Below are 17305 nucleotides of genomic sequence, written 5' to 3' on the forward strand. Positions count from 1 at the left end.
TTACCTCGCGCGCGGGTCGAGGACGTTATAAAGCGCGTCGCTCAGCTTGTTGATGAAAATGAAGACCATGCCGATCAGGAGCGTCGCGCCGAGCACGGCGGCCATGTCGGCATTGAGCAGCGCCACGGTCAGGTAATTGCCGATGCCGGGCCAGGAGAAGATCGTCTCGATCATCACCGAGCCTTCGAGAAGGGCGGCATAGGAGAGCGCGCAGACGGTGATCAGCGGCACGAGGATCGGTCGGAAGGCGTGGCGCCAGATGACGATGCGCTCCGGCAGACCCTTGACGCGGGCGGTGGTGATATATTCCTGGGCGAGCTGGTCGAGCATGAAGGAGCGCGTCATGCGGGCGATATAGGCGAGGCTGAAAAAGCCGAGAATGCTGGCCGGCAGGATGAGATGGCCGATGGCATTGAAGAAGATGTCCGTTTCGCCGGCGAGAAGGCTGTCGACCAGCATCAGGCCGGTGACGGGCGTCACGAGGCCATCATAGGCGATGTCGACGCGGCCCGGTCCATCCACCCATTGCAGGCGGGCATAGAAGACGGCGAGCCCGACAAGTCCGAGCCAGAAGGCCGGGATCGCATAGCCGGCAAGACCGACGACGCGGATCACCTGGTCGGTCAGGCTGCCCTGACGGGCTGCGGCATGAACGCCCATGGGGACGCCAAGCGCAATGCCGATCAGGATGCCGAGCGTCGCCATTTCCAGCGTCGCCGGGAAGACTTCCTTCAGGTCCTGCAGCACCGGCCGCCCGGTCGAGACCGACATGCCCAGATCGCCGGTGGCAACCGCCTTCACGTAATTCACGAACTGCACGATCAGCGGCTTGTCGAGGCCGAGCTGCACGCGGGCGGCGTCATAGACGGCCTTCGGCGCCCGGTCGCCGACCACGGCGAGCGCCGGATCGATCGGCACGACGCGGCCGATGAAGAAGGTGATGGCGATGAGGCCAAGCAGGGTGATGACGAGCGAAAGCACGATCCCGCCGAGCCGCAGCGCCGCTTTCCGGCTGCGCACGCCTCCGGAACCACGCTTCGGCGCGGCACGCGGGCTCGCATCAGGGAAGGGGGTGTCAGTCGCCACGCTCAGCCTCCTCGGCTAAAAATTTTTTTAGTTCCAGTAAAATTCTGCTTGGAACATACAAATAATTTTGCTTTCATCAAACAAATTTTACTGGTTCCGGATGATGACTGCTTCACCGCTCGCTTTGACGACACAAGAACCACAGAAGCCGAAGGTCGGCGCGCTGATCCGCGCCCGGCGGCGGCAATTGCAATTGACGCTCCGCGACATCTGCGAGGCGGCGGGCATCACGCCCGGTTATCTCAGCCAGGTGGAACGCGACCTCGCCACGCCCTCGCTCGGCACGCTGGCGCAGATCGCCCACAGCCTCAATGTCGGCGTCGACTATTTCATCGCCTCGCCCGGTTCCGAAGATGCGCTGACACGGCATGGCGAGCGGGAGACCTTTTCGGTGCCCGGTTCCGAAGTGGTCTACGAGCGCGTGGCGGCCGACTTTGCCGGCAACCAGCTCTCCTCCTTCGTGCTGAACATTCCGCCGGGCTTCCATTCCGAAACCGTCAGCCACGAGGGAGAGGAGCTTCTCTTCGTGCTGGAAGGCAAGCTCACCCAGATGCTCGACGGCGCCGAATACATCATGCGGCCGGGCGACAGCCTGCATTTTCGCGGCAACCGCCCGCATGCCTGGTGGAACGACACGAAGGAAACCGTGCGCGTGCTCTGGACCGGCACGGTTCCCGTCTACCGCACCAATCCGCCGAAATCCGGCGGCCAGAAGTCCGACTGACCCCGATCTGACAACAAGAACGCCCTGAGACAGAGGAGAACGAAACCATGAAACATTTCCAAGCAGCCCTTTTCGCCGCCACGGCCCTGATGCCGCTGACGGCGCTGCAGGCCTATGCCGCGACCCCGAAGGACACGCTCGTCGTTGCCGAAAACATCGACGACATCGTCAGCATCGACCCGGCTGAAGCGTATGAATTCTCGTCCGGCGAATATGTCACCCAGACCTATGACCGTCTGGTGCAGTATGACGCCACCGACCTCGAGAAGCTTTCGCCCGGCCTTTCGACCAGCTGGAAGGCCGACGATGCGGCCAAGACGATCACCTTCACGCTGCGCGACCGCGTCAAGTTCTCGTCCGGCAACCCGCTGCGGGCCGAAGACGTCGTCTATTCCTGGAAGCGCGTCATCAAGCTCAACAAGGCGCCCGCCTTCCTTCTGACCCAGCTCGGCTGGACCGCCGACAATTTCGACAGCATGGTCAAGGCCGACGGCAAGACCGTCACCGTCAAGTATACCGGTGACTTCTCCTCTGCCTTCGTGCTCAACGTTCTCGCTTCGCGTCCGGCCTCGGTCGTCGATGGCAAGACGGTGGAAGCCAACGACAAGGGCGGCGATCTCGGCAATGCTTGGCTGAAGGCGAATTCCGCCGGCACCGGCCCGTTCGTGCTCAAGGCGTTCAAGCCCGGCCAGCTCCTCAACCTCGCCGCCAACCCGTCCTATTTCGGCGGTGCGCCGGCCGTGAAGTCGGTTGCCATCCGCCACGTCGCGGAATCGGCCACGCAGCAGCTGATGCTGAAGTCGGGCGACGTCGATATCGCCAAGAACCTGACGCCGGACCAGATCGCAGCCGTGCAGACCAGCGGCTCGTTCAAGATCGAGAGCTATCCGCAGGCCGCCGTCCACTTCCTCAGCCTGAACCAGAAGGACAAGGACCTGACCAACCCGGCCGTCTGGGAAGCCGCGCGCTACCTCGTCGACTACAAGGGCATGACGGACACGATCCTCAAGGGCCAGATGGAAACCCACCAGGCCTTCTGGCCGAAGGGCTTCCCGGGCGCGCTGAACGACACGCCCTACACCTATGATCCCGACAAGGCGAAGAAGATCCTGGCCGACGCCGGCATCAAGACGCCGATCACCGCGACGCTAGACGTCATCAACTCCTCGCCCTTCACCGACATGGCGCAGGCGCTGCAGGCAAGCTTTGCCAAGGGCGGCATCGACTTCAAGATCGTCCCCGGCACGGGCTCGCAGGTCATCACCAAGTATCGCGCCCGCACGCATGAAGCCATGCTGCTCTATTGGGGCCCGGACTTCATGGACCCGGATTCCAACGCGTCCGCCTTCGCCTACAATGCCGACAACAGCGACGGCCACTACCAGTCGACCACGACCTGGCGCAATGCCTGGGCGGTTCCGGACGAGCTGAACAAGGCAACGCTGGCGGCCCGCGCCGAAGCCGACCCGAAGAAGCGCGACGCCATGTATGTCGAGCTGCAGAAGAAGGTGCAGGCAAGCTCGCCGATCATCCTGATGTTCCAGGCCGCCAAGCAGGTTGCCATCGCCAAGAACGTCTCGGGCTATGTCAACGGCGCGCTGCCGGACTACGTCTTCTACCGTCTGGTCAAGAAGGACTGACGATCTCTGATCCGGAGAGGCCGCCGGCATTCGCCCGGCGGCCTTTTCATTTCCTTTTTCCCCCTATTGAATGACAGGAGCGATGCCGATGTTCGAGGCGCGCATGAAACGGCTGACCGTGCGGATGGCCGAAACCGGAACCGACGGCGTCTTCGTTGGCCCGACCTCCAACATGAAATGGCTGGCCGGCTTCGACCCGCATGGGGACGAGCGTCCCGTGATGCTGGTCGTCGGACCGAAATCCGCCGCCTTCCTGATGCCGGCGCTGAATGCCGATAGCGCGCGCCAGCACACGAACCTTCCCTTCGTCACCTGGTCGGATGCCGAAGGCCCGGCCAACGCCTTCGCCCGCGTGCTGGAAGAGACCGGCATTTCCGACATGACGACGCCCACCATCGCGCTCGATGAAACCATGCGCGCCGACTTCGCCATGATGATCGTCGATGCCTTTCCGGGTGCGAAACGCGAGTTTCTGGCCGACACGGTCGGAGCGCTACGCGCCGCCAAGGACGAGAGCGAATACAAGCTTCTGAAGATGAATGCGCTGATCGACGACGAGACGATGCGCGCGGCCTTTGCGGCGCTGAAACCCGGCATGAGCGAGCTGGAAGCCGCCGAAATCATCCGGCAGAAGTTCAAGGCGCAGGGTGCTGCGGCCGAATTCATCATCGTCTGCTTCGGCGAGAACGGCGCGTTTCCGCACCACCATTCCGGCGAGCGCCGGCTGAAGGCGGGCGATGCCATTCTGCTGGATATCGGCGGCCGCAAGGACGGCTATCCGAGCGACATGACCCGTGTCGGCTATTGCGGCACGCCGCCGGAAGGCTTCGAAGAGGTCGTTTCCGTCGTCGAGCGCGCCGTGCAGGCTGCCATTGCGGCAGCGCGCCCCGGCGTCAAGGCCTCCGAGGTTGACCGCGCCGCCCGCGAGACGATCGCGGCTGCCGGCTATGGCGACCGCTTCCTGCACCGGACCGGCCACGGTCTCGGCATCGACGTTCACGAGCGGCCCTATATCACGTCGACCTCGGATGTCGTGCTGCAGGCCGGTAACGTCTTCTCCATCGAGCCCGGCATCTATCTGACCGACCGTTTCGGCGTGCGGCTGGAAGAGATCGTCATCCTGGGCAAGAACGGCGCGGAAGTGTTCTCCGAACTGTCGCGCCAGCCCGTTCGAGTCGAAGGCTGAGGAGCGTCCGCCCATGTCCGGCATCGTGATCCGCAGACCCAAGGCAGAAGACGGCGACGATGTCGCCGCCATCTATGCGTTCGAGGAGGTTGTTGCCTACACGACGCAGCTTCCGCATCGTGACGTCCAGTTCTGGCGGGACTTCTACCGCAGCCGCGATCCCGAGGGCATGGAACTGGTGGCCGAGATCGACGGCCGCGTGGTCGGCCATCTCGGCATGCTGCTCAACCGTGCGCCGCGCCGCAAGCATGTCGGCAGCTTCGGCATCTGCGTCCATCCGGAGTTTCACGGAAAGGGCGTCGGCAGGGCGCTGATGGCGGAGATGATCCATCTGTCCGACAACTGGCTCAATCTCGTCCGCATCGAACTCTCCGTCGCGTCGGAAAACAGCCGCGCGATTGCGCTCTACCGCAGCTTCGGCTTCGAGGTGGAGGGTGAGCTGAAGATGGATCTGTTCCGCAACGGTCGCTACGGCAACACGACCCAGATGGCGCGGCTGCGCCTCCCGGCAGCCGCCTGATCGGCCTGCGCGCCAGCCGGGAAGGCCGGCGCGCAGGAGAGGCTATTGCCGCAGGGTCTTGCCCGATTGCGCATCGAAGAGATGCAGCTTGCCGGCGCGGGGCGCGATCGTGACCTCGTCGCCCGGCTTGAAATCGTGGCGCTCGGCGAAGACGGCGACCAGTTCGCTGTTGCCGTAGCGGAGGAAAACCATGGTTTCGTGGCCGGTCGGTTCCGTCACGTTGACGGTGGCCTTGAGGCCGGTGCCGCCGAGTTCCAGATGTTCCGGCCGCGCGCCGAGAAGCACTGCCTGTCCGTCCGTGGCCGCCGGCGTGAAGCCGAGCGCGATCTCGTCGCCGGTCTCCGACACGAAGATCTGGCCGTCAGCCTTGTACTTGCCTTTCATCAGGTTCATCGACGGCGAGCCGATGAAGGTGGCGACGAAGGTGTTGTTCGGCCAGTCGTAGAGGTCGAGCGGCGTGCCGATCTGCTCGACATGGCCGCCCTGCATGACGACGATCTTGTCGGCCATGGTCATGGCTTCCACCTGATCGTGGGTCACGTAGATGGTCGTGGTGCCCAGCCGCTGGTGCAGCTCCTTGATTTCCTTTCGCATCTGCACGCGCAGCTTGGCGTCGAGGTTCGACAGCGGCTCGTCGAAGAGGAAGACCTGCGGCGAGCGGACAATCGCCCGGCCCATGGCGACGCGCTGGCGCTGGCCGCCGGAGAGCTGGCGCGGATAGCGATCGAGATAGGGGACGAGGTCGAGCGTTTCGGCAGCCGCCTGGAGGCGCTGCTTGATCACGTCTGCGGGAAGCTTCTGCAGGCGCAGCGCGAAGACCATGTTTTCGGCCACCGTCTTGTGCGGATAGAGCGCGTAGCTCTGGAACACCATGGCGATGTCGCGATCCTTGGGCGGCAGGTTGTTGACGACGCGGCTGCCGATCGAAATCGTGCCTCCGGTAATGCTTTCAAGGCCCGCCACCATGCGCAGCAGGGTTGACTTGCCGCAGCCCGACGGGCCGACGAGAACGACAAATTCGCCGTCTTCGATGTCGATATCAATGCCGTGAAGGACCTTCAGCGCACCATAGGCTTTCTGCGCTCCGGTAATCTTGACCTCAGCCATCTCTCTCCCATCTGCCTGACGCGGATGCCCTCTTTCCGAAGACCGGCGCCGTGGCACTCCTTCAATTTTATCCACGGATTTCCGCGCACGGAACGGGCTGAAAATGCACCGATACGTGTCCTGAAACCTCGTGAAAACCTCCTCCATGAAACGTTTCATTATTGGTTGACATTTCGCCGATCCTGTCTAATTCTCGTCGCCGAGACCGAGAGGAGCGGTTTCATGCAAGCGATGAAACGTTTCATTTTCTTGCTTAACAGATAGTTCCGGCCGAGGCCAGAGCAAAAATCTGCAACGGATTTTGCCTGAACCCGCCGGAGAGTTATTCGGGAAACGTGGGAGGAGACCACATGAAAGTCGAGATTTACGATGCATTGATGCGCCGTCAGGCGAGCCGCCGCGACATCTTGCGCGGGACGGCGAGCGCTGCCGCGCTCATGGGCGTATCAACCGCCCTTGGCGGTTTGCCGACGGCTGCATTTGCCGCCGATGACGTCCGGGCCCAGATTCTGAAGATCCCCGGCGTCGGCAAGGGTTCGCCGACGGATGCCGACTGGCAGAAGGTGGGCGAGCTCTGCCTCGGCCCGACCATGGCCAATGTCAAGAAGGGCGAATTCGCCGGCGTCGAGCTGACCTTCATGGGGCTCAACAACCAGAACCTTCACAACTTCCTGTTCCGCGGCTTCCTGAAGCCTTGGGAAGCCTATACCGGCGCCAAGATCAACTGGATCGACCTGGCGCAGGCCGACTATAACGCCCGTCTGCAGCAGTCGATCGCGACCGGCACGGTGGACTTCGACATCCTGGAAATGGGCGCGCCGTTCGAAGGCGACACGGCAGGCCGCGGCCTGCTTGATGAAATGCCGGCCTGGGTGGACAAGCAGATCGAGTCCGACGATCTCGTGGCCTATCTCAAGCCGCCGGTCGGCACCTGGGGCGGCAAGAAGTATCGCGTCACCATCGACGGCGACTGCCACACCTTCGCCTACCGCAAGGACTATTTCGGCGAGGGTTCCGTGACCGGCATGGCAAAGCCGCCGAAGACCTGGCAGGAAGTCAATGCGGCCACCAAGGCCGTCATGGGCAAGAAGGATCCGCTCACCGGCCAGCCGGCCTATGGCTATCTCGACCCGCTGAAGGGCTGGGGCGGCTTCGGCTTCTACTTCCTGGAAAACCGCGCGACGGCCTATGTGAAATATCCGGGCGATCCGGCATGGCTCTTCGATCCGGACAACATGAAGCCGCTCGTCAACAACCCGGGCTGGGTTCAGGCAATCCAGGACGTCATGGATCTGATCGCGGCCAAGGCCTATCCGGCCGACCAGATCAACGCCGATCCGGGCACGACGGCCTTCTCGCAGTTCCTCGCCGGCACCGGCTCGATGCTGACCTGGTGGGGCGACGTCGGCTCCAGCGCCCGCACCTCCGATACGTCGGTGGTCGGCGATGTCGTCGCCTTCGGCATCAACCCCGGCAGCAGCAAGGTCTACAACCGCAAGACCGGCAAGTGGGAAGAAAAGTACAACGAAGCACCGAACATGGCCTATCTCGGCTGGGGCGTCTATGTCACCAAGCGCGTCAGCAGCGACGAGAAGAAGCGCAAGGCCGCATGGTCGGCTGCCGCCCATCTCGGCGGCAAGGACATCTCGCTGTGGACCTCGGCCTATCCGTCCGGCTTCCAGCCCTATCGTCAGTCGAACTTCAACTATGACGAATGGCAGAAGGCGGGCTATGACCGCGCCTATGTCGAGAACTATCTCGGCTCGAACGCGGACAGCTATAACCACAAGAACGCGGCCATCGAACCGCGCATCCCCGGCATCTTCCAGTACTACTCCGTCGCCGAAGACGAACTCGCGAAGGGCTATGCCGGCAAGTACAAGTCGGCGCAGGAAACGGCAGATGCCATTGCCGCAGCCTGGGAGAAGATCACCGACCAGATCGGCCGCGACAGCCAGCTGAAACTGTATCGGGCAAGCCTCGGGCTTTCCTGACACCTGAGTGCGCCGGCGGGGCTTTAGGCTCCGCCGGTCTTTCCATGCCATGGCGGGGACTTCCATGTCGACACTTCAAGGCGACCTGTTGCACACGGTCGAGACCGGCTCCATTTCGGCAGGCCGGCGTTTCTGGGGCCATGCGGCCCTGTGGCTCAGCGCGGCCTGGCTTGTGGCCTCCTTCGTGCTGCAGGCCTCGCATGATCTCGGCTGGACCGAGATCGGTTTCCAGACCTGGCGGCCTGTTCTCTATGCCTATTTCATCTGGGCGGTGTTTCTTTGCGTCACGCGCGTGGTGATCTACGGCGAGTCGGGCAAGAAGGCGCTCTTCGTTCTGCCGGCGGCTTTGTTCGTCGTGTCCATGGTGGTGTTTCCGCTTCTCTTCGCGCTCTGGGTCGGATTTTCGGACTGGAACCTTGCCTCGCCGACGGGCCGGCAGTTCAACGGGATCGACAATCTGCGCCACATGCTGACCGATCCGTTCTATCTCAATGCCCTCATCAACATGGTGTTCTACACGCTGGCGATCGTGGTCGAATATGCCATCGCCTTCGGTCTCGCCCTGCTCCTGAACCAGGAGATCGTCGCCCGCAAGTTCTGGCGCGTCACCTTCCTCCTGCCGCTGATGCTCTCGCCGGTGGCGGTGAGCTGGATGGTCGGCAAGTCGATGCTGGAAACGCGCTTCGGCCCGGTCGCGCGGCTTGCCCGCTGGCTCGGCTGGGAAAATCCGTCCTTCTTCGGTGATCCGCTGACTGCCAAGATCACGATCATGCTGATGGATGCCTGGACCTTCATTCCCTTCATGATGATCATGCTGCTCGCCGGCCTGCAGTCGCTGTCGCGCGAAGTGCTGGAAGCGGCGGAAGTGGATGGCGCCACCAAATGGCAGCGTTTCTGGGAGGTCATCTTCCCGCTGATGCTGCCCGTTTCGGTGACGGCCGTCATGATCCGCATTATCTTCAAGCTGAAGCTCGCCGACATCATCATCACGGTGACGGCCGGTGGGCCGGGCGGGGCGACGGATTCCGTCACCAGCTTCATCTACCGCGAATATCGCGACCGCTCGAATGTCGGTTATGGCACGCTTCTGGCGCTCGTTTATCTGGTGATCATCGTCGTTGGCATGACCGGGCTGATGAACCTTGCCGACCGCATCGTCAAGCGCATGACGGGGAGACTCTGATGGCAGCCATCGATTTCGACAAATTCGCCCGCCGTCAGCGCGCCCGCTGGTGGGCCATGCGCTTCGTCGTGTACGGGCTTCTGATCACCTGGGCTGTGGTCAGCATCTTCCCGCTGTTCTGGACGGTGTCGACCTCGTTCAAGACGGCCCCGGATGTGATGAAGGGCAACATGATCCCCTGGCTCGAATTCGCGCCAAGCTGGCTCGGCTGGCGCTCGCTCGGCCTCTCGCCGGAAGCGCTGTTCCAGACCTCGACCGTGCGCGACGAGTTCATGCATCGCCTGTTCAACAGCGCCATCATTTCCGTGACTGCTTCGGCGCTCGCCGTCTTCTTAGGGTCGCTTGCGGCTTACGGGCTCAGCCGCTTCTCCTACAAGTTCGGCCATATGCGCAATTCCGACATTTCCTTCTTCTTCCTGTCACAGCTCATCATGCCCCCGGTCGTGCTCGCCCTGCCGTTCCTAGTGCTCTACAAGCAGCTGGCGCTGCTTGACACCTATAGCGGCCTGATCGCGGTCTATACGCTGATGGTGCTGCCGATCGTCGTCTGGATCATGCGCGATCAGTTCGCGACGGTTCCGGTGGAACTGGAAGAGGCGGCGCTGGTCGATGGCCTCTCCATCTGGGGTGCGTTCAGCCGCATCATCGTGCCGCTGGTCCTGCCCGGCATGGTTGCCGCCTTCATTCTGGCGCTCATTCTCTGCTGGAACGAATATTTCTTCGCGGCGCTGCTGACCTCGACCAATACCAACACGTTGCCCGTGATGATCGCCAGCCAGACCGGCAGTCAGGGGATCAACTGGTGGTCGATGGCTGCTCTGTCCACAGCCGGCATCCTGCCTCTTGTATTCGTCGGCGTCCTGCTCGAAAAACACATCATCGCAGGCATGACCGCCGGCGCGGTGAAATAGCGGCAGTGAGTGCACATGGACAAGATACCCACAGTCAAGGATGTCGCCCTGCGGGCGGGCGTGTCTGTGGGGACGGTGTCGCGGGTGCTGGCCGGCGAGGTTGCCGTGAAGACGGCGCTGCGCGACAAGGTGAATGACGCGATCAATGCGCTCGGCTACCGGCCGAATGTGATGGCGCGGGCGCTGCGCACCTCGAAGACGGATGTGATCGGCCTGATCGTGCCGGACATCACCAACCCGTTCTTCGCGCAGATGGCGGCAAGCGCCGAGCGGGCCGCGCTCGAACATCGCCATTCGCTGATGCTGGCCAGCTCGCATAACGACCACGAGGCCGAGCAGAACCATATCGCGGCCTTTCTCGACCGTTCGGTGCGCGGCATCATCGTGGTCGCGGCCAATGTCAGCCATGCGTCGCGGGTCAGAACCAAGGTGCCGATCGTCTCGCTCGACCGCCGCTTTGCCGATTTCCCGCTGATCTCGATCAACCATGCCGAGGCGGCAGCGCTTGTCGCCGACCATCTCTACGAACTCGGCCACCGGCGCATCGCCTATATCGCCGGCTCCGCCGATACCGAGGCCGGCCGCGCCCGCCGCGAGGGCTTCGTCAATCGCATCCATGCGCTCGACGAAGCAATTGACGTCGAGATCTTCTCCGGCCGGTTCGACTACGAATCCGGCGAGGTCATTGCCCGCCGGCTGTTGTCGCAGCCGCGCGACAAGCGCCCCACGGCGATTGCAGCGGCCAGCGACCAGCAGGCCATCGGCGCTCTGCGCGCCGCGCGCGACCTGGGTCTCGACGTGCCGGGCGAATTGTCCATCGCCGGCTTCGACGACATCCACCTTGCCAATCTCGTCGTGCCGCGCCTGACGACCGTGCGCCAGCCGACCGACCAGCTGGCGCGCCGCGCGGTCGAACTGCTGCTGGAGAAGGTTGACGAACCGGAAGACGAGGCCATGAGCGCCTCGCTCGTCGTTCGCGGCTCGACCGGGCCGCCTGCCGCAGACCGGACCGCGCATTGAAACATCAAAGGCCGCAAGAGCCGCCAACAGGAGGAAACAGACAATGCTCAAAGGTATCAGGCCGGAACTCAACGGAGATATTCTCCAGGCGCTCTCCAACATGGGCCATGGCGACTATCTCGTCGTTTCGGACACCAATTTCCCGTCCGATTCCGTCGCCCGCCATTCGCTCCTCGGCCGGCTCTTGACGATCGAAAACGTCTCCGCCCCGAAGGCGATCGAGGCGATCCTCTCGGTGTTTCCGCTCGACACGCCGCTGCAGCCCTCCGTCGGGCGCATGGAAGTGATCGGCAAGCCGGACGAGATCCCGGACGTACAGAAGGAAGTGCAGGCCGTTGTCGATCGCGCCGAGGGCAAGTCCGCGCCGATGTATCCGATCGAGCGCATGGCGTTCTACGACATCGCCCGCAAGGCCTATTGCGTGATCTCGACCGGCGAGATGCGCTTCTATGGCTGCTTCATTCTGACGAAGGGCGTCATTCCGGCTGAGGATGTGGCCCGATGAGCGACCGCAAGGCAATTGTCATCCTCGGCATTTTCGCCGCCGACACGGCCTACAAGGCCAAGCGCATGCCGCAGATCGCCGAAACGTTGATCGGCTCCGGCTTCTCGCTCGGGCCGGGCGGCAAGGGTTCCAACCAGGCGATTGCCGCCGCGAAAGCCGGCGGGCAGGTCACCTTCATCTCCCGCGTCGGCAAGGACCCGTTCGGTGACATGGCGCTCTCCGCCTACAAGGACGCCGGCGTCAAAGCCAATGTCATGCGCATGGATGGCGTGTCGACGGGGGCTGCCTTTATTTTCGTCAACGAGGACAATGGCGACAACGCGATCATCGTCGCGCCGGGCGCGGCAGGCCTCATCGGCATCGAGGATGTCGACGCCAATCGCGCCGAGATCGAGGCGGCGGCGATCTTCATGACGCAGCTGGAACAGCCGCTGGAGGCCGCCAGACATGGCCTCGCCATCGCAAGACAAGCCGGCGTCACGACGATCTTCAATCCGGCGCCCGCGCAGGTCATCCCGGATGACATCTATCCGCTTTGCGACTTCATCGTCCCGAACGAGGTCGAGGCCGCTGGCATTGTCGGCCATCCGGTCGATACCGACGAACAGGCGGTGACGGCGGCGGAAACGCTGCTGCAGCGTGGCGCGAAGACGGTGATCATCACGCTGGGCGGCCGCGGCTCGCTCTACCACACGGCAGGTCACAGCGAGTTCGTCCCCGCCGTTGCCGCCGGCAAGGTGATCGACACGACCGGCGCCGGCGATGCCTTCCTCGGCGGCTTCTCCGCAGCCCTCGCCGAAGGCCGTGCGCCCATCGACGCCGTCCGCTTTGCCGCCGTCACGGCCGGCATTGCGGTTACCCGTCCCGGCACCGCGCCGGCCATGCCGTCGCGGGCGGAAATCGATGCGCTTCTGGGGTCGGCATGACGGAGCCGGCGGCGAGCATAACGGGCGCTGACGCCGGTCGCTTCGTGATCGGCGTCGATGTCGGCACGGGCAGCGTCCGCGCCGGTGTCTTCGATCTTGGCGGAAGGCTGTTCGGCGTCGCCAGGCGCGACATCGCGCTCTTTCGCGAGGCCGGAAACCTGGTCGAGCAATCGAGCCGCGACATCTGGTCGGCGGTCTGCGCGACAGTGCGCGAGGCCGTCAGCGCCAGCGGCCGCCCGGCCTCGTCCGCTGTCGGGATCGGCTTCGACGCCACCTGCTCGCTCGTCGTGCTGGGAGAGGGCGGCGAACCGCTCGCCGTCGGGCCGTCGAACGACCCCGACCGCAACATCATCGTCTGGATGGATCACCGCGCCGTCGGTCAGGCGGAGCGGATCAATGCGCGCGGCCATGCGGTTCTCGACTATGTCGGCGGCCGCATCTCGCCGGAAATGCAGACGCCGAAGCTGCTGTGGCTGAAGGAGAACCGGCCCCATGTCTTCAACGCCGCCTGGCAGTTCTTCGACCTGCCGGATTTCCTGACCTGGAAGGCGACGGGCGATCTCGCCCGCTCCACCTGCACCGTCACCTGCAAATGGACCTATCTGGCGCATGAGAAGCGCTGGGCGGCTGACTATTTCGAGGAGATCGGCCTTGGCGATCTGGCGCGCGAGGATTTCCGCCGCATCGGCCAGACCATCGTCGATCCCGGCACGGCGCTGGGCGCGGGCCTCACCGAGGCGACTGCCCGGGAGCTCGGGCTTCCGGCCGGCCTGCCGGTCAGCGCGGCACTCATCGACGCCCATGCCGGCGGCGTCGGTTCGGTGGGCGTGGGCGAGGGGGCCTTGAGCAATCTCGGCTATGTCTTCGGCACCTCCTCCTGCACCATGACCTCGACGCGCGCGCCGGTCTTCGTGCCGGGCGTCTGGGGTCCCTATTATTCGGCCATGGTGCCGGGCATGTGGCTGAGCGAAGGCGGGCAAAGTGCGGCGGGTGCGGCCATTGACCAGCTCCTGTCGTTCCACCCGCATGCCAGGCAGGCGCAGACACTTGCGGACGCGGCGGGCAAGTCGCTGCCGGTGTTTCTGGCGGATCTGGCGATCGAAAAGGCGGGCTCCGCCTCGGCGGCGGTCACGCTGGCGCGTGGGCTGCATGTCGTGCCGGAGTTCCTGGGCAATCGTGCGCCCTTTGCCGAGCCGCATGCGCGCGGGCTGATTGCCGGGCTGGGCATGGACCGCGATCTGGAGAGCCTGCTTTCGCTCTATATCGCCGGCCTCTGCGGCATCGGCTACGGCCTGCGCCAGATCATCGACGCCCAGCGGGCGGCGGGGATTTCAACCGGGAGCATCGCGATCAGCGGCGGGGCGGGGCAGCATGCCCTGACCCGGCAATTGCTCGCCGATGCCTGCGGCCTGACCGTCATTGCGCCGGCAGGTCCTGAACCGGTCCTGCTGGGCTCGGCGATGCTGGGCGCTGTTGCCGGTGGGGCGATGGAAAATCTGGAGCGCGCGATGCAGAGGATGAGCCGGGCCGAAAAGGCCTATGCGCCATCAGAGGCCACGCTTGATCTGCATGACAGGCGCTACGAGGCCTTCAGGCATCTGCAGGCGTCGGCGAGGGCTCTGCGCGAAATCTGACCGCCCGATGGGGGCGGTCCGGACGGGGCGGCTCAGGCGGTTGCTCTTCAGCCGAGGCGAAGTGCCGGGGCCTTGCCGCCAAAATGGGTGACCGTGTTGGCCGCAAAGAGATTGCCGCTGATCTGGCGAACCACCAGCTCGCGCCGCAGGCTGTCGACGACAGCCTCGCCCGAACCGGTCTGGACGACCAGCAGGTTCCGGATCCGCGCATCATAGGTCAGCAGGAAGGTGCGGCCGCGGTGGCAGCCGTCGGCGCTCTCGGCGCAGGCAATGTCCGACTGCCTGGCCTGGACCTGGACGGCGACCGGCTTAGGCGCAATCATGCGGGCGGCCGAAGCAAGGCCGAAGGCATTGGCTTCGGTGCCGGCCGAAAACGTGACGGCGGCGGCGGTCGAAAGGGCGATCAGAACAGACTTGAGCATCTCTGCCTCGTTTCTGGATGCCTCGGAGAGCATCGCTTGGGTAACCAGGGTTTCTGTGTTGAGAAGACCCTAGCAAGGACAGTTTGAATGCGGCTTAAGCCGTTTGTTAAAATTCGAACGATCGCGCAGTTTCTGTCTCAAAAGAGGCCAGCGTGCCGAGCGGCGAAGCGGCGCGGCAAGCGGCTCGCTTCATCACGACACACCACGAAATCCTCCCTGTGGCACATGCCGTACGATCTGCCGGTCGCTTTCTCTGCAGGCATGAAAGCGGTGTTGAAAGCCCAAGAGTTCAGTCAGTCTCCAGAAGATGGAGAAATGTTCCATAATACATCTTTCGAAACCTGGGCATGCGGTTGGGTGGGTTCAAGGATGAACTGCGACTTGCGAATGATGGTACATCTGCTTCCAATTTGCGCTGAGAGGCCTGCGCAGACCCGATTGTCTGGTCGAGCAGGCGGTGGATGCCTGCCTGGACGGAACGATGCAGGAGGCGGAGGCCCTGCTGCTCAAGCGCTTCGGCACGATCACGGTGGCCGATATCGCTGATGACTTCGACCTGAGGCTGGCGAGCCATCTCGCCGGGTTGGACGTGGTCCGCAGCTGCACGCAATAGCGGGCGCCATTCTGTCCGCACGTCTTTCCGCCATCCCTGGATTTCCGGCGGACCTGCGACATTTCGCGCGGGTGCGGATGGGGGCTTCAAATCCGAATGTCCGGATTGTATGCATCGTGTATGGATATCAATGCATACAATATCGGCTAGGGCCATGTGGAATGCGCGCATTGTCGGCGATGGCCGGCTGAAATATGTTGGTCTGGCAGATGCTCTGGAAGAGGACATCCGGGCGGGCAGGCTTGCCTCGGGCGAGCGCTTGCCGCCGCAACGTTCTATTGCCGAGGCGCTTGGCGTCGACCTGACGACGGTGACCCGGGCCTTCAACGAGGCACACCGCCGCGGGCTGATCGAAGCGCAGATCGGCCGGGGGACCTTCGTCAGGGACCACGCGGGCCCGCGCGCTTCGAAGGCGCGCCCCGCCGCACTCGATCTCGGCATGAACATTCCCTGCCAGCCGCAGATCATCGATTTTCAGCGGCTGATCCCCAAGGGCGTCGCTGAGGTGCTGGCGAGCAGCAAGGGGTTGATGAACCTGCATTATCAGGACAGTGCAGGTGCCGAGCCCGACCGGCAGGCGGGAACCCGTTGGCTCCGGCAGCGGATCGAGACCGTGGATTTCGATCGCGTCGTCGTGGCGGCCGGCGCCCAGAGTGCGCTTTATGCGGTCTGCGAGCTCCTGCTGTCGCGCGGTGAGGCCATCGCCGCCGGCGAATTCACCTATCCCGGGTTGAAGGCGGTCGCAGCCCAGATGCGCCTCGTCGTCGATCCGATCGCCATGGATGACGAGGGGCTGATCCCCGAGGATTTCGAGCGCAGCTGCCGGGTCAGGCCGCCGAAGCTGCTCTACGTGATCCCCAATATCGACAACCCGACGGCTGCAACGATGCCTGAAGCCCGGCGGGTGGCGATCGTCGACATTGCGCGCCGCTACGGCGTGACGATCGTGGAAGACGATCCCTACGGTCCCCTTCTCGATGCGCCACTCCGCAGCTTTGCCGATCTCATGCCCGAGGCGACCTGGCATATTGCGACACTCTCCAAATGTGCGACGCCGGCGCTGCGGGTCGCCTATGTCCTCGTGCCGAAGGCTGTCGACGCGCTTAAGCTCGCCTCCGTGACCAGAGCCATGATGCTGATGGCCCCTCCCCTCATGTCGGCACTCGCCAGCAGCTGGATCATGGATGGGACGATGGCGGAGGTGACGGCGGCGATCCGGCAGGAGGCGCGGGCACGGCAGACACTTGCGTCTTCGCGGCTCGGCGCCTTCGGTCGGTCTGCCGGCACGGCCGGCCACCATCTCTGGCTCCGCCTGCCCGGCGGCCAGCGCGCGGACGATCTGGTCGAGGCGGCGTTGCGCGCGGGCCTGCTGATCGTCGCAAGCTCCGCCTTTGCCGTCGGGACGTGCCCGACGGAGGCGGTCAGGATCTCCCTTGGCGTTGCCTCCGACCGCGCCGAGCTGGAGGACGGATTGAACCAGCTTGCCGCTCTTGTCATGCAGCCCGCCGCGCTTGCGCGGGCGATCGTCTAAACAGCCGTGTCCGACGACATGGCGTCAATCAAGAACCAGGAATAGTCAAAGCGATGGATTGGGTCCCGATAGTCCTCATTGTGTTCAAGGTCGCCGTGCTGGCCGTGGGCATGTTCTTTTCCATCAAGTGGCATTACGACCAGGACAAGTCGCGAAAGCCCGTCAATATCCTCAGGGTCGTGCTGGAGGTCGCGGTCTATGTCCTGATGATCGTGATCCTCTTCTCGCTGGTCTATGCGCTCTTCCGCCATTTCCATCTGCTGCCCGCCGGTCTCGACTTCTTCTGAGAAGGAGACGGGCAAG

Annotated in this window: 17 protein-coding genes; 14 read left to right on the top strand and 3 right to left on the bottom strand. The window is 63.8% G+C overall.

The features are described 5' to 3' along the window. Positions 1-1020 carry an ABC transporter permease gene (locus LQK84_RS17995; RefSeq protein WP_230830261.1) on the bottom strand — a complete coding sequence of 340 codons (1020 nt, stop codon included), beginning with the start codon at positions 1018-1020 and terminating at the stop codon, positions 1-3. A gap of 166 nt (positions 1021-1186) precedes the next feature. On the opposite strand from LQK84_RS17995, the gene LQK84_RS18000 reads away from it, so the two are divergent. From LQK84_RS18000 to LQK84_RS18015, 4 genes are all read left to right on the top strand, one after another. Beyond that, positions 1187-1810, top strand: coding sequence for a helix-turn-helix domain-containing protein (locus LQK84_RS18000; protein ID WP_230830118.1), 624 nt, complete (start codon positions 1187-1189; stop codon positions 1808-1810). Between the two features lie 47 nt (positions 1811-1857). Beyond that, entirely contained in the window at positions 1858-3450 is a 1593-nt protein-coding gene (locus tag LQK84_RS18005) for an ABC transporter substrate-binding protein (RefSeq protein WP_230830119.1), read from the top strand. A gap of 88 nt (positions 3451-3538) precedes the next feature. Further along, on the top strand, positions 3539-4636 hold the full coding sequence (locus tag LQK84_RS18010) for a M24 family metallopeptidase (RefSeq protein WP_230830120.1): 1098 nt from the start codon (positions 3539-3541) through the stop codon (positions 4634-4636). A 13-nt stretch (positions 4637-4649) separates the two neighbouring features. Next, positions 4650-5156: a GNAT family N-acetyltransferase gene (locus tag LQK84_RS18015; protein WP_230830121.1), complete on the top strand. Its 507-nt coding sequence runs from the start codon at positions 4650-4652 to the stop codon at positions 5154-5156. A 42-nt stretch (positions 5157-5198) separates the two neighbouring features. Here LQK84_RS18015 and LQK84_RS18020 read toward each other — a convergent pair whose 3' ends face one another. Next, positions 5199-6263, bottom strand: a complete 1065-nt coding sequence (locus LQK84_RS18020) for an ABC transporter ATP-binding protein (RefSeq protein WP_230830122.1) — start codon at positions 6261-6263, stop codon at positions 5199-5201. 350 nt (positions 6264-6613) lie between these two features. Here LQK84_RS18020 and LQK84_RS18025 point away from each other — a divergent pair, with 350 nt between their 5' ends. From LQK84_RS18025 to LQK84_RS18055, 7 genes are all read left to right on the top strand, one after another. Beyond that, positions 6614-8257 carry an extracellular solute-binding protein gene (locus LQK84_RS18025; protein WP_230830123.1) on the top strand — a complete coding sequence of 548 codons (1644 nt, stop codon included), beginning with the start codon at positions 6614-6616 and terminating at the stop codon, positions 8255-8257. Positions 8258-8321: 64 nt separating this feature from the next. After that, positions 8322-9440, top strand: a complete 1119-nt coding sequence (locus LQK84_RS18030) for a carbohydrate ABC transporter permease (protein ID WP_230830124.1) — start codon at positions 8322-8324, stop codon at positions 9438-9440. Continuing rightward, on the top strand, positions 9440-10351 hold the full coding sequence (locus LQK84_RS18035; protein ID WP_230830125.1) for a carbohydrate ABC transporter permease: 912 nt from the start codon (positions 9440-9442) through the stop codon (positions 10349-10351). The genes LQK84_RS18030 and LQK84_RS18035 overlap by 1 nt, the downstream gene beginning before the upstream one ends. A 15-nt stretch (positions 10352-10366) precedes the next feature. Next, complete coding sequence (locus LQK84_RS18040) at positions 10367-11371, top strand: LacI family DNA-binding transcriptional regulator (RefSeq protein WP_230830126.1); 1005 nt, start codon at positions 10367-10369, stop codon at positions 11369-11371. Between the two features lie 43 nt (positions 11372-11414). Further along, positions 11415-11876 carry an RbsD/FucU family protein gene (locus LQK84_RS18045; RefSeq protein ID WP_230830127.1) on the top strand — a complete coding sequence of 154 codons (462 nt, stop codon included), beginning with the start codon at positions 11415-11417 and terminating at the stop codon, positions 11874-11876. Then, positions 11873-12802 carry a ribokinase gene (rbsK, locus tag LQK84_RS18050; RefSeq protein WP_230830128.1) on the top strand — a complete coding sequence of 310 codons (930 nt, stop codon included), beginning with the start codon at positions 11873-11875 and terminating at the stop codon, positions 12800-12802. The genes LQK84_RS18045 and rbsK overlap by 4 nt, the downstream gene beginning before the upstream one ends. Further along, positions 12799-14436 carry an FGGY-family carbohydrate kinase gene (locus tag LQK84_RS18055; protein WP_230830129.1) on the top strand — a complete coding sequence of 546 codons (1638 nt, stop codon included), beginning with the start codon at positions 12799-12801 and terminating at the stop codon, positions 14434-14436. Before rbsK ends, LQK84_RS18055 begins: the two co-directional genes overlap by 4 nt. 47 nt (positions 14437-14483) lie before the next feature. On the opposite strand, the gene LQK84_RS18060 is transcribed toward LQK84_RS18055, so the two are convergent. Then, positions 14484-14858 carry a hypothetical protein gene (locus tag LQK84_RS18060; protein WP_230830130.1) on the bottom strand — a complete coding sequence of 125 codons (375 nt, stop codon included), beginning with the start codon at positions 14856-14858 and terminating at the stop codon, positions 14484-14486. A gap of 481 nt (positions 14859-15339) precedes the next feature. On the opposite strand from LQK84_RS18060, the gene LQK84_RS18065 reads away from it, so the two are divergent. The 3 genes from LQK84_RS18065 to LQK84_RS18075 all read left to right on the top strand — a co-directional run bounded on the left by LQK84_RS18065 (position 15340) and on the right by LQK84_RS18075 (position 17289). Beyond that, positions 15340-15471, top strand: a complete 132-nt coding sequence (locus tag LQK84_RS18065; protein ID WP_330166421.1) for a hypothetical protein — start codon at positions 15340-15342, stop codon at positions 15469-15471. A 130-nt stretch (positions 15472-15601) separates the two neighbouring features. Further along, on the top strand, positions 15602-17002 hold the full coding sequence (locus tag LQK84_RS18070; protein ID WP_230830131.1) for an aminotransferase-like domain-containing protein: 1401 nt from the start codon (positions 15602-15604) through the stop codon (positions 17000-17002). Between the two features lie 53 nt (positions 17003-17055). Then, positions 17056-17289 carry a hypothetical protein gene (locus LQK84_RS18075; protein WP_230830132.1) on the top strand — a complete coding sequence of 78 codons (234 nt, stop codon included), beginning with the start codon at positions 17056-17058 and terminating at the stop codon, positions 17287-17289. Positions 17290-17305: the final 16 nt, after the last annotated feature.

Origin of the sequence: Rhizobium sp. C4, from assembly GCF_021026315.1 — a bacterium.
In the GTDB taxonomy this organism is placed as follows: Bacteria; Pseudomonadota; Alphaproteobacteria; order Rhizobiales; family Rhizobiaceae; genus Ensifer_A.

Bases quoted from the DNA above. Each gene is read 5' to 3' on its own strand.
- LQK84_RS18060 (WP_230830130.1), bottom strand. From the start codon at position 14,858: ATGCTCAAGTCTGTTCTGATCGCCCTTTCGACCGCCGCCGCCGTCACG.
- LQK84_RS18020 (WP_230830122.1), bottom strand. From the start codon at position 6,263: ATGGCTGAGGTCAAGATTACCGGAGCGCAGAAAGCCTATGGTGCGCTG.
- LQK84_RS18025 (WP_230830123.1), top strand. From the start codon at position 6,614: ATGAAAGTCGAGATTTACGATGCATTGATGCGCCGTCAGGCGAGCCGC.
- LQK84_RS18010 (WP_230830120.1), top strand. From the start codon at position 3,539: ATGTTCGAGGCGCGCATGAAACGGCTGACCGTGCGGATGGCCGAAACC.
- LQK84_RS18070 (WP_230830131.1), top strand. From the start codon at position 15,602: ATGCATACAATATCGGCTAGGGCCATGTGGAATGCGCGCATTGTCGGC.
- LQK84_RS18005 (WP_230830119.1), top strand. From the start codon at position 1,858: ATGAAACATTTCCAAGCAGCCCTTTTCGCCGCCACGGCCCTGATGCCG.
- LQK84_RS18040 (WP_230830126.1), top strand. From the start codon at position 10,367: ATGGACAAGATACCCACAGTCAAGGATGTCGCCCTGCGGGCGGGCGTG.
- LQK84_RS18035 (WP_230830125.1), top strand. From the start codon at position 9,440: ATGGCAGCCATCGATTTCGACAAATTCGCCCGCCGTCAGCGCGCCCGC.
- LQK84_RS18065 (WP_330166421.1), top strand. From the start codon at position 15,340: ATGCAGGAGGCGGAGGCCCTGCTGCTCAAGCGCTTCGGCACGATCACG.
- LQK84_RS18015 (WP_230830121.1), top strand. From the start codon at position 4,650: ATGTCCGGCATCGTGATCCGCAGACCCAAGGCAGAAGACGGCGACGAT.
- LQK84_RS18030 (WP_230830124.1), top strand. From the start codon at position 8,322: ATGTCGACACTTCAAGGCGACCTGTTGCACACGGTCGAGACCGGCTCC.
- LQK84_RS18045 (WP_230830127.1), top strand. From the start codon at position 11,415: ATGCTCAAAGGTATCAGGCCGGAACTCAACGGAGATATTCTCCAGGCG.
- LQK84_RS18000 (WP_230830118.1), top strand. From the start codon at position 1,187: ATGATGACTGCTTCACCGCTCGCTTTGACGACACAAGAACCACAGAAG.
- LQK84_RS18055 (WP_230830129.1), top strand. From the start codon at position 12,799: ATGACGGAGCCGGCGGCGAGCATAACGGGCGCTGACGCCGGTCGCTTC.
- rbsK (WP_230830128.1), top strand. From the start codon at position 11,873: ATGAGCGACCGCAAGGCAATTGTCATCCTCGGCATTTTCGCCGCCGAC.
- LQK84_RS18075 (WP_230830132.1), top strand. From the start codon at position 17,056: ATGGATTGGGTCCCGATAGTCCTCATTGTGTTCAAGGTCGCCGTGCTG.